This window comes from uncultured Bacteroides sp. (genome assembly GCF_902491285.1).
GTDB lineage: Bacteria > Bacteroidota > Bacteroidia > Bacteroidales > Bacteroidaceae > Bacteroides.
Genome location: NZ_CABUHK010000029.1, coordinates 1 through 11,938 on the forward strand (window position 1 = coordinate 1; position 11,938 = coordinate 11,938).

The 11,938-nt window shown below is 47.8% G+C and carries 9 protein-coding genes and 1 pseudogene; 9 read left to right on the forward strand and 1 reads right to left on the reverse strand.

The features are described 5' to 3' along the window. From purD to RDN93_RS09695, 8 genes are all read left to right on the forward strand, one after another. A partial coding sequence (gene purD / locus RDN93_RS09660) for a phosphoribosylamine--glycine ligase (RefSeq protein WP_308745319.1) occupies positions 1-845 on the forward strand: 845 nt, incomplete at its 5' end. A 110-nt stretch (positions 846-955) separates the two neighbouring features. Beyond that, on the forward strand, positions 956-1,966 hold the full coding sequence (locus RDN93_RS09665; RefSeq protein WP_308745320.1) for a hypothetical protein: 1,011 nt from the start codon (positions 956-958) through the stop codon (positions 1,964-1,966). Further along, the gene (locus RDN93_RS09670) at positions 1,951-2,430 is read left to right on the forward strand and encodes a YqaA family protein (protein ID WP_308745321.1); all 480 of its coding nucleotides are present in this window, start codon (positions 1,951-1,953) and stop codon (positions 2,428-2,430) included. Before RDN93_RS09665 ends, RDN93_RS09670 begins: the two co-directional genes overlap by 16 nt. A gap of 67 nt (positions 2,431-2,497) precedes the next feature. Then, complete coding sequence (gene mnmD, locus RDN93_RS09675) at positions 2,498-3,253, forward strand: tRNA (5-methylaminomethyl-2-thiouridine)(34)-methyltransferase MnmD (RefSeq protein ID WP_308745322.1); 756 nt, start codon at positions 2,498-2,500, stop codon at positions 3,251-3,253. A gap of 46 nt (positions 3,254-3,299) precedes the next feature. Further along, a complete protein-coding gene (locus tag RDN93_RS09680) occupies positions 3,300-4,229 on the forward strand; it encodes a metal ABC transporter solute-binding protein, Zn/Mn family (protein ID WP_308745323.1) in 930 nt (309 codons plus the stop codon). A gap of 31 nt (positions 4,230-4,260) precedes the next feature. After that, the gene (locus RDN93_RS09685) at positions 4,261-5,022 is read left to right on the forward strand and encodes a metal ABC transporter ATP-binding protein (RefSeq protein ID WP_308745324.1); all 762 of its coding nucleotides are present in this window, start codon (positions 4,261-4,263) and stop codon (positions 5,020-5,022) included. Positions 5,023-5,182: 160 nt separating this feature from the next. Continuing rightward, positions 5,183-8,599, forward strand: coding sequence for a protein O-mannosyl-transferase family (locus tag RDN93_RS09690; RefSeq protein ID WP_308745325.1), 3,417 nt, complete (start codon positions 5,183-5,185; stop codon positions 8,597-8,599). A 26-nt stretch (positions 8,600-8,625) separates the two neighbouring features. Further along, positions 8,626-9,240, forward strand: a complete 615-nt coding sequence (locus RDN93_RS09695) for a polysaccharide deacetylase family protein (protein ID WP_308745326.1) — start codon at positions 8,626-8,628, stop codon at positions 9,238-9,240. Positions 9,241-9,358: 118 nt separating this feature from the next. On the opposite strand, the pseudogene RDN93_RS09700 reads toward RDN93_RS09695, so the two are convergent. Then, positions 9,359-11,019 (reverse strand): annotated as a pseudogene (locus RDN93_RS09700) (IS1182 family transposase). A 676-nt stretch (positions 11,020-11,695) separates the two neighbouring features. Between RDN93_RS09700 and RDN93_RS09705 the strand changes: the two are divergent. Continuing rightward, the gene (locus tag RDN93_RS09705; protein WP_277131837.1) at positions 11,696-11,914 is read left to right on the forward strand and encodes a hypothetical protein; all 219 of its coding nucleotides are present in this window, start codon (positions 11,696-11,698) and stop codon (positions 11,912-11,914) included. Positions 11,915-11,938 lie beyond the last annotated feature (24 nt).

Genomic DNA, 11,938 nt, shown 5'->3' on the forward strand with positions numbered 1-11,938 from the left:
CTCCCTACGTATTGAAAGCTGATGGCCTTTGTGCCGGAAAAGGAGTTCTCATCCTTCCTACGCTCGATGAAGCCAAGAAAGAACTGAAAGAAATGCTCGGCGGCATGTTCGGTTCCGCATCGGCAACCGTTGTGATTGAAGAGTTCTTGAGCGGCATCGAATGCTCTGTATTCGTACTGACAGACGGAGAAAACTATAAAGTCCTCCCCGTAGCCAAAGACTACAAACGTATCGGTGAAGGCGACAAAGGCCTCAACACAGGCGGTATGGGTAGCGTGACTCCGGTTCCGTTTGCTGACGAAGTGTTTATGGAGAAAGTACGCACACGCATCATCGAACCGACCATCCATGGTCTGAAAGAAGAAAAGATCACCTACAAAGGTTTCATTTTCCTTGGTCTTATCAAGGTGAAAGATGAACCGATGGTTATCGAATACAACGTCCGCATGGGCGACCCGGAAACAGAAAGCGTGATGCTCCGCATCCAGAGCGACCTCGTCGAACTGCTTGAAGGCACAGCCGCAGGTAACCTAAACGAGAAAACACTGGTGATGGACCCGCGTTCGGCCGGTTGCGTCATTCTTGTCAGCGGCGGTTATCCCGAAGCATACGAAAAAGGATTCCCTATCAGTGGACTGGAACAGGCTGCCGCTACGGACAGCATCATCTTCCATGCCGGAACAGCCCTGAAAGACGGTGAGGTAGTCACAAACGGCGGACGTGTCATTGCCGTCTGCTCTTACGGCGCAACGAAAGAAGAAGCGCTGGCACAGAGTTACAAAGTGGCGGACATGATTGATTTCGACAAGAAATACTTCCGTCGTGACATCGGGTTCGATTTGTAAGAAGCAAAATAATTAAGCACGGATTACACGGATTTCACAGTTGTTTTATGGCAACCATTGTTCCAACCGGTGTAATCCGCGTAATCCGTGCCTAAATTTAGTATAATTTCATGAGAAATAAAAAGCTGCAAAACCAAGTAACGGCAGGACGGCTCACCCTACCTGTTGTTGTCCTTATCTGCACCCTCTGCTGGGTGTCGACCTACTTTTTATTTCCCAACCTCATAACCGCTGCCACACAAGAAAGTTTATCCTCGTTCTGGCAATCTGCCCGTGACTTCCTGTTCGCAGACTGGACAGAGCGAATCGTCAGCTTTTTTGTGTACGCCATCATCGGTTATTTCCTGATAGAGCTCAACAACCAGTTCGGCATTATCCGCATGAGGGCCTCCATGCAGACAGCCATTTACTTTCTGCTGGTCACCGCCTGTCCGGAGATGCACCTGTTATATGCAGGTGACATTGCTGCCTTGGCTTTCCTCATTTCCATTTATTTCTTATTCAAAAGCTATCAGCAATCACACTCGGCAGGTTATCTGTTCTATTCCTTCCTCTTCATCGGGGCGGGAAGCATCCTTTTCCCCCAGCTCACCGTTTTATCGGTGCTTTGGCTGCTCGAAGCCTACCGGTTTCAGGCACTTACACCACGCAGCTTCTGCGGCGCGCTGGTAGGATGGACACTCCCCTACTGGATGCTGTTCGGACACGCCTTCTTCTACAATGAAATGGAACTGTTCTACCGTCCTTTCATCGAACTGACAACCTTTGGCGAAGTCTTTAACTTACAGACTCTTCAGCCCTGGGAACTGGCGGTACTCGGTTATCTGTTCGTACTGTTCATTGTCAGCGCCGTTCATTGTATCGCTGCCGGTTTTGAGGACAAGATACGTACACGCGCCTATCTGCAATTCCTGATAGACCTCACCATCTTCCTCTTCCTGCTGATAGCCATCCAGCCGAACTATTGCAGCGATTTGCTGCCGCTGCTTATGATAAGTTGCAGCATCCTGATCGGGCACTTTTTCGTACTGACCAACAGTAAAAGCTCCAATGTGTTTTTCATTGTCTCACTGGTCAGTCTCATCCTCTTATTTGCATTTAATATATGGACGCTTTTATAGATTCGATAGTACAACTCCTCATAGAGTGGGGACTTCCGGGATTATTCATCTCGGCATTGCTGGCAGGAAGCATCGTGCCTTTCAGTTCCGAACTGGTGCTGGTGGCATTGGTGAAACTCGGCCTTCCCCCCGTCGCCTGCCTGCTGTCCGCCACCTTAGGCAACACGGCAGGTGGAATGACCTGTTATTATATGGGGCGTCTGGGCAAAATAAGCTGGATTGAAAAATATTTCAAAGTAAAGAAAGAAAAAGTCGACAAAATGGTGAACTTCCTGCAAGGAAAGGGAGCATTGATGGCATTCTTCGCCTTTCTTCCCGCCATTGGAGAAGTAATCGCCATCGCACTGGGCTTTATGCGAAGCAATACATGGCTTACCGTAGGCTCCATGTTTGTCGGCAAGTTAGTACGCTATATCCTTCTTCTGTATGTGCTCGAAAGCGCCTGGGATGCAGTAGCAGGATAAAGTTTCTTTCAAGTAATAGGTATAAAGTATTAGATATCAAATATTATCAGGTATCAGAGATTGCGTAATGGAAAGAATTATTGAGAAAACCGAAGACGGGAGTGCCACCCTGTTTGTACCGGAATTGAATGAACATTATCATTCAACGAAGGGAGCACGCACGGAATCCCAACATATCTTCATTGATATGGGGCTGAAAGCATCTGCCGCCACTTCTCCACGTGTCCTTGAGATAGGCTTCGGAACAGGACTAAACGCCTGGCTCACACTCGAAGAAGCAGAAAGAAGCGGACGAAACGTACACTATACAGGACTGGAACTGTATCCTTTGGAATGGCAGATGATAGAGCAACTGAACTACGTCACAAACGATGAACAAGTAACGGTGAACGGCGGACAGCAAACAGCTATCGAACTGTTTAAACAGTTCCACACGTCTCCCTGGGAAGAAGAAATACACTTAACCCCGCACTTCACTCTACGGAAAGTACAGGCGGACTTTAATAAACTGAGGATAGAGAATGGAGAGTTGAAAGAGAACATTACCAATGACAGCGCAGCCATTTCTCAATTCTCAATTCTCAACTCTCAATTTAACCTCGTCTACTTCGACGCTTTCGCCCCGGAAAAGCAGCCGGAAATGTGGTCGCAAGAACTATTCAACCGCCTTTATGTTTTATTAGCTAAAGACGGTATCCTCACCACCTACTGTGCCAAAGGCATTGTACGACGAATGTTGCAGACAGCCGGATTCATCGTAGAACGTCTTCCGGGGCCTCCGGGTGGTAAACGGGAGATTTTACGCGCCCGTAAACAAGAGTAAAAACAAGAATAAGATAAAAAGAAACCCTCGAAATAAAAGAAAAACCATGAGAAAGCAACTAAAAGATATAAGAACGCTCCTTTTCCTCGGTTCCTGCCTGCTATTGGCAGCCTGCACAGGACGTGCGTCCAAAAATAATAACGGGGATGAAGAAAAGCCGGTGATTACCGTCACACTCGAACCCCAACGTTATTTCACCGAAGCCATCGCAGGAGACAAGTTCAAGGTAGTCAGCATGGTGCCCAAAGGTTCCAGCCCAGAGACATACGACCCTGTCCCCCAGCAGCTTGTTTCCCTGGGAGATAGTAAAGCATATTTCCGTATCGGATACATCGGCTTCGAACAGACCTGGATGGAACGTTTGATGAACAACACACCCCACATTCAAGTATTTGACACTTCTAAAGGCATCGACCTTATTCTGAATAATGGCAACCATGACCACAACCACGGACATGGCACTCACGATGGTCATATCCACGCCGTAGAGCCGCATGTATGGAATTCTACCGCCAATGCATTAATCATCGCCGGAAACACCTACAAAGCCCTCAGCCAACTGGATAAAGCCAATGACGCTTACTATATGGCGCGTTACGACTCTCTCTGCCAACGTATCCAGCATACCGACAGTCTGATTCGCCAACAGCTCTCCGCACCGGAAGCTGCCAAATCCTTTATGATTTATCACCCCGCCCTCTCCTACTTCGCCCGCGACTACGGATTGCATCAGATTTCTATTGAAGAAGGCGGAAAAGAGCCTTCTCCCGCCCATCTGAAAAAGCTGATAGACCTCTGTAAAGCGGAAGATGTGCGTGTAATCTTCGTCCAACCCGAATTTGACAAACGCAATGCGGAAACCATCGCGCAGCAGACCGGAACGAAGGTTGTCCCCATCAATCCGCTCAGCTACGACTGGGAAGAAGAGATGCTGGATGTAGCCAAAGCCCTCGCTCCTGCCGGAACCCCCAAATAAACGATTAGAAAATACTATCAGAGAAAGCCCAATGACAAAGCCAATTATCGAAATAAAGAATCTTTCTGCCGGATACGACGGCCGTAACGTTCTCCATGACATTAACCTTACTGTCTACGAACGGGATTTTCTGGGTATTATCGGCCCGAACGGCGGTGGAAAGACAACGCTTATAAAATGTATCCTGGGACTGCTAAAGCCCACCGGCGGGGAGATTGCATTCAATTGCAAGCCTTCACTGGGCTATCTGCCCCAATACAGCACCATCGACCGGAAGTTTCCCATCTCGGTAGAAGAAGTTATCCTCTCCGGACTGAGCATACAGAAGTCACTGGCATCCCGATTCACACCCGAACAGAGGGAGAAAGGCGGACAAGTCATCGCCCGCATGGGACTCGAAGGGCTCGAACACCGTGCCATCGGACAATTAAGCGGCGGACAGTTGCAACGTGCCCTCTTAGGACGCGCCATTATCTCCGACCCCTCAGTGCTTATTCTGGATGAGCCCAGCACATATATCGACAAGCGTTTTGAAGCACGTCTCTATGAGTTACTGGCTGAAATCAATAAAGAGTGTGCCATTATCCTCGTCAGCCACGATATCGGCACCGTGCTGCAACAAGTGAAATCTATCGCCTGTGTCAACGAAACACTGGATTACCATCCGGACACCGGTGTCACTACGGAATGGTTGGAAAGGAACTTCAACTGCCCAATCGAACTGCTCGGACACGGGACATTGCCACACCGTATCTTGGGAGAGCATCACCATCATAAAGGATGCAATACCTGACAACCTTATCGGTTAATACCTGTCGGAAGATTTAGATTTATTATCACCCAAAGCGTCTCCTTATACTTAATAAATCTTACTTTCTTCTGCATTATGCAGTTAAATCATTATCTTTGCGCCCGTATAACGCGTTTTTAACGAATAAACTACCATAGTGCTAATGAAACAGTACAGAACCGTAAACAACCTCATGGGTTGGCTTACATTCATCATTGCGGCAACGGTTTATTGCCTGACAATAGAACCGACTGCAAGTTTCTGGGATTGCCCCGAGTTTATAACTACCGGCTACAAACTGGAAGTCGGTCACCCGCCCGGCGCACCTTTTTTCATGCTGATGGCGAACTTGTTTACCCAATTTGCTTCCGATGTGACCACCGTAGCGAAAATGGTAAACTATATGAGTGCCCTGATGAGCGGTGCCTGTATCCTGTTCCTCTTCTGGAGCATCACCCACCTGGTTCGCAAACTGATTATCACCGATGAAAATAACATCACCAAAGGACAGCTTGTCACCATCATGGGCAGCGGACTGGTCGGTGCACTGGTCTACACGTTCAGTGACACATTCTGGTTCTCGGCTGTAGAGGGTGAAGTATATGCCTTCTCCTCCCTGTTCACCGCAGTCGTTTTCTGGCTGATTCTGAAGTGGGAAGACGTAGCCGACCAGCCTCATAGCGACCGCTGGATCATCCTCATTGCCTACCTTACCGGATTGAGTATCGGTGTGCACTTGCTAAACTTGCTTTGTCTGCCCGCCATCGTGCTGGTTTACTATTATAAGAAAACTCCGAACGCCACTGCGAAAGGCTCGCTGCTGGCACTCATCGGTTCCGGCGTATTGGTAGCCGCCGTTCTCTACGGCATCGTGCCGGGCATTGTGAAGGTAGGCGGCTGGTTCGAGCTGCTGTTTGTCAACGGACTCGGCATGTCATTCAACTCCGGCGTAGTAGTTTATATCTTCCTCCTTGCAGCCGCCCTTATCTGGGGTGTGTACGAAAGCTACACCGAGAAGAACAAGATGCGCATGGCTATCTCCTTTATCGTGACAATCGCCCTGCTCGGTATCCCGTTCTACGGTCACGGAGCAAGCAGCATCGTTATCGGTATTCTGGTTATTGCCGCATTGGGACTTTATCTTGCTCCGGGCGTACAGGCCAAGATTAAAGAGAAATGGCGCATTTCCGCCCGCACCATGAATACGGCCCTGCTGTGCACCATGATGATTGTCATCGGATATTCTTCTTACGCACTAATCGTCATCCGTTCCACCGCCAACACTCCGATGGATCAGAACTCACCGGAAGATATATTCACGCTGGGTGAATACCTCGGTCGTGAACAATATGGAACCCGTCCGCTTTTCTACGGCCCCGCCTTCTCCTCGAAAGTGGCACTCGACGTAAAAGACGGTTATTGCATCCCGCGCCAATCGGAAACGGGAAGCAAGTACGTCCGCAAGGAAAAGACTTCGCCGGACGAAAAGGACTCTTATATCGAACTCCCCGGACGTATCGAATACGAATACGCACAGAATATGCTTTTCCCGCGTATGTACAGCTCGTCACATGCCCCGCTCTACAAGCAATGGGTGGACATCAAAGGCTATAACGTGCCTTACGACCAGTGCGGGGAAATGGTGATGGTAAATATGCCTACCCAATGGGAGAATATCAAGTTCTTCTTCTCCTACCAGTTGAATTTTATGTACTGGCGTTACTTCATGTGGAACTTTGCCGGACGGCAGAACGACATACAAAGCACTGGGGAGATAGAACATGGCAACTGGATTACCGGTATTCCGTTCATCGACAACCTGCTGGTAGGTAATCAGGAACTGCTTCCACAGGATCTCAAGAATAACAAGGGACACAACGTGTTCTACTGTCTGCCGTTGATTCTCGGTCTGATAGGGCTCTTCTGGCAGGCTTATCACAGCCAGCGGGGTATCCAGCAATTCTGGGTGGTATTCTTCCTGTTCTTCATGACGGGTATCGCCATCGTGCTCTACCTCAACCAGACGCCTGCACAGCCGCGTGAGCGAGACTACGCGTATGCCGGCTCGTTCTATGCCTTTGCCATCTGGGTAGGTATGGGAGTGGCAGGCATCATCCGCATGCTGCGTGAATACTGCAAAATGCAGGAACTTCCGGCAGCCGCCCTGGCATCTGTCCTCTGTCTGCTTGTCCCCATCCAAATGGCGGGACAAACCTGGGACGACCACGACCGCAGCGGACGTTTCGTAGCCCGTGACTTCGGTCAGAACTACCTGATGACTTTGCAGGAAGAGGGCAACCCGATTATCTACACCAACGGTGACAACGATACCTTCCCCTTGTGGTACAACCAGGAAACGGAAGGTTTCCGTACGGATGCCCGCACCTGTAACCTGAGCTACCTGCAAACCGACTGGTATATCGACCAGATGAAGCGTCCGGCTTACGACTCTCCGTCGCTGCCTATCACCTGGGACCGCGTACAGTACGTGGAAGGACAGAATGAGTATATCTCTATCCGTCCGGAAATGAAAACCCTTATCGACAGCTACTTCAAGCAGGCAAATGAACTGGCTGCACAGGGAGACACGACCATACTGTCGCTCGTCCACTCCATCTTCGGCGAGAACCCTTATGAACTGAAGGAAATCATCAACCGCTGGATGCTTGGCAAGAACGACCAGTTGAAGGAGCTTCTCAAGAAGTCCGGCAAGGATATACAATTACCGCTTATCCCTACGGACAGCATCGTAATGAAGATAGACAAGGAAGCCGTACGCCGCTCCGGCATGAAGATACCGGAAGCATTGGGCGACTCCATCCCCGAATACATGACTATCACCCTGAGAGACGCCAACGGCAACCCGAAACGCGCCCTCTACAAGAGTGAGTTGATGATGCTCGAAATGCTTGCCAACGCTAACTGGGAACGTCCTATCTATATGGCAATCACCGTAGGCAGCGAGAATCATCTCGGCATGGGCAACCACTTCACGCAGGAAGGTCTTGCCTACCGCTTCACTCCGTTCGATACGGACAAGCTCGACAGCAAGATAGACAGCGAAAAGATGTACGACAACCTGATGAACAAGTTCAAGTTCGGCGGCATCGACAAACCGGGTATCTACATTGACGAGAACGTGATGCGTATGTGCTACACGCACCGTCGTATCTTCACACAGCTTGTAGGGCAGCTCATCAAGGAAGGCAAAAAGGACAAGGCGCTTGCCGCACTGGACTATGCCGAAAAGATGATTCCGGCCTACAACGTACCGTACGACTGGGCAAACGGCGCCTTCCAGATGGCAGAGTCTTACTACCAACTGGGAGAAAACGAGAAAGCCAACAAGATTATCGACGAGCTTGCCAACAAGTCGCTTGAGTACATGCTCTGGTATCTCAGTCTGAGTGACAACCAGCTTTCCATCGCCGGCGAGAATTTCGTATATAACGCCAGCCTGCTTGACGCTGAAATCCGCCTGATGGAGAAATATAAATCAGAAGAACTCGCAAAACACTACTCCGAACAGCTCGACCAATTATATAACGAGTATGTGACGAGAATGAAAGGGAGTAAGTAGTGACTAACCACTAACCGCTACACAAAATGTTTATAGAACAACCACCCTGGCTTTTACGGGCGTTGTATCCACAGGCTATTTTCCGGATGGACCCGAACGAACGGGCAGTCTATCTGACTTTTGACGACGGTCCTATCCCCGAAGTAACTCCTTGGGTACTGGATGTACTGGAAAAGCATGCTATCAAGGCCACCTTCTTCATGGTAGGCGACAATATACGGAAACATCCGGACGAATACCGGATGGTGGTAGAGCACGGACACCGCATCGGCAACCATACTTTCAACCACATCCGCGGATTTGAATATTCCAACCCGGATTATCTGGCAAATGCCAGAAAGGTGGACGAAATTATTCACTCGAATCTCTTCCGCCCACCACACGGACATATGGGATTCCGGCAGTATTATACGCTGCGTAATCATTACCGCATCATCATGTGGGATCTTGTCACCCGTGACTACAGTAAGCGGATGCGTCCGGAACAGGTGCTGAACAACGTAAAGCGGTATGTACGCAACGGTTCTATCATCACTTTCCACGACTCGTTGAAGTCCTGGAACAACGGGAACCTGCAATATGCACTTCCCCGTTCCATCGAGTTCCTGAAAGCGGAAGGGTATGAGTTTAAAGTATTGTAGCCTATAAGAATAAAGACTTACCCGAAGAAGAAATTTCGAGAAAATATAAAGGGGATGTGTCAAAATGCTGACACACCCTCTTTTTCATATTTTATAGTCCTGGTATATTCTCTTTTTTCTATGCCGCGTTTTTTTGATTCATTTGGTAACAAGTTGCTATATTCCAATTGTCCTTTGTTACCAATAGCCCAATAAACATAAATTTACCAGCTTTGATGAGCCGCTTTCCTTCTTTTATCAGTTTAGCACACATCTTTTTGATATTAAAAGCTATAGCAAAGAATGCCAAGTCCATTGTAACCATTTCTTCTCCAATATGCCGGAACCGGCGGTATGCCATGTTGTATTTCATTTGTCCAAACACAGCTTCGGGCTCTATACACCTCCTGCCTCTATGCTTGAGACCTTCTTCTGAGAGCAATCTTTCCCGTGCCTGCTGTTTATATTGGTTTAATCTGTAGTTGACTTCTATAATACGATTCCCCCGTGCTTTAAAGCAACTACCGCGCAAAGGACATCCTTGACATCTTTGTGCTTTATACCGGCCGCTTTCTGTGATGTATCCGCTTGCAGTTTTGTCATGTTTGGTCCCTATACGGTTCATATGCTGCCCATAGGGCAAACGTAATAATCCTCTTCTGCATTGTAATAGAGACTTTCCGCATGGAACGGGTTGGGAGTATAACGGGGACGCTGTTCTTTATGGAAGAAGTTGTACTTAACAAAAGCTTCTATCCCGTTCTCCTGCATGAACCGGTAATTTTCTTCCGAACCGTAACCGGAGTCTGCCACACAGATATTCGGTAAACGGTTATAGCGGTACTGGAAAGAGTGGAAAAAAGGTATGAGGGTCAGTGTATCGGTAGGGTTGGGAAACAGACGGAAGTCTGTGATGAATTGGTTTTCAGTACCTATTTGCAGATTATATCCGGGTTTGGTCTGCCCGTTCTTCATGGCATCTTCTTTCATGCGCATGAATGTGGCACCAGGATCGGTCTTGGAATAGGAGTTACGTTCTCCAAGGGTATCAAGGTGATTGTCGTATTCTATCAGCTTGTCACGATACCCTTCAAGTTCCATGACCTGCTTCTTCTTTTTGCGCAGGGCTTTCTTTTCTTCCTTATCCTTTGTTGCAGGCTGGCGTTCCAGGGCTTCTTTAAGTTCATCCACTATGTCAGAGAGCCTGCAGGGAGTAAACTCCACGGATGTGTCTTTTATAGAGTTCTCCTGTGCAATGGCTTCATCCACCTGTTCCAAGAGAATACGGATTTTATCCATTAGTCTCGTACGGTTCCGTTCGACTGTCTTGCGCCAGACAAAAGTATATTTGTTGGCTTTGGATTCAATCTTGGTGCCGTCGATATACTCCACATCAAGGCTGATGAAACCTTTATCGGCAAGGACAAGAACCAACTGGGTAAATACATTATTTATTTCCTCCTTTACACGGTTACGAAAACGGTTGATCGTGATAAAATCCGGATGCTCATTACCGGCAAGCCAAATATAATGAATGTCACGAAGGAGGTGCTTCTCTATTTTACGGCAAGAATAGATATTATTCATGTAGGCGTAGATTATCACCTTAAGCATCATTTTAGGATGATAAGGACAACGGCCCGTTTCCTTATAAAGCTTCTTGAAACTCTCAAGATTGAGATTGTCAATAACAGCATTCACGATGCGGACCGGGTCGGTCGCAGCTATGTTTTCATCAATTCTTTGTGGAAAAAGAACGGTTTGGTTGGGAATGTAAGGACGAAAATGTAACTTTGCCATAACGAAAAACTTTATACCTAAAGATACGAAAACTTTGGGTAATAACAAAGCCCGGGCTTGAGAAAGTCTGGGCTTTGCGCATAAAAAAAGGTTGTGTCAGCATTTTGACACAACCCCTTTCTTCATTTAAAGCCACTTTCCGGCTCAAAATCGGCAGTTTTCTTTATAGTCTATCATTTGGGTATTGCAAGACAGATTTGCCCGATAAAGGGCAAAAAACAACTTAAACAGTATATTCCAGAAAGTTTATTGCTCATTATTACCATCGTCAAACTTATTTTTATAATTTTGCAACGGACTCTTCCGCAGAAAGCCTTCGGGTGTTGGTGGAGAGATCTGTTTATATTGAGAAGACGTTTACAAGCGTTTGTCATTCGTATTCAAAACTTCGCACACTTTGACCCCGGAATGATGAACAGCAACCAAGACGTCCTCCTGATGTGTATTTATATACATCCGTGCCCCGCTTTGACCAAACAAAGAGGGGCTGCGGATGTTGTACATATCGGCGTGGGCTTTCTGCGTTGCTCGTTCTCGGGGTAGGGCATTGCGAAGGCCTTGAATTCGGAGCGAGCGAAGGTGAGAGATTTCCCACGCCTTTTCTATATATCCCTATCATCTATAGCAACCACGTCCGTCAAGGGAAATCAAAGGGACGAATATAGCAAAGACAGACATGATTCATGCGGGACAACTTATCGAACGCACACTTCACGAGCAAGGACGTACAGTGACTTGGTTCGCTACCCAGCTATGCTGTACACGTCCCAACGTCTATAAAATATTCAAAAAAGAAAATATTGACATTCATCTGCTCTGGCGTATCTCCTGCATACTTCATCACAATTTTTTTCAGGATATTTCCGACACAATAGGAGCAAAAGAAAAGCCCTAAATCAACTATTAGAAATTAAGCCGC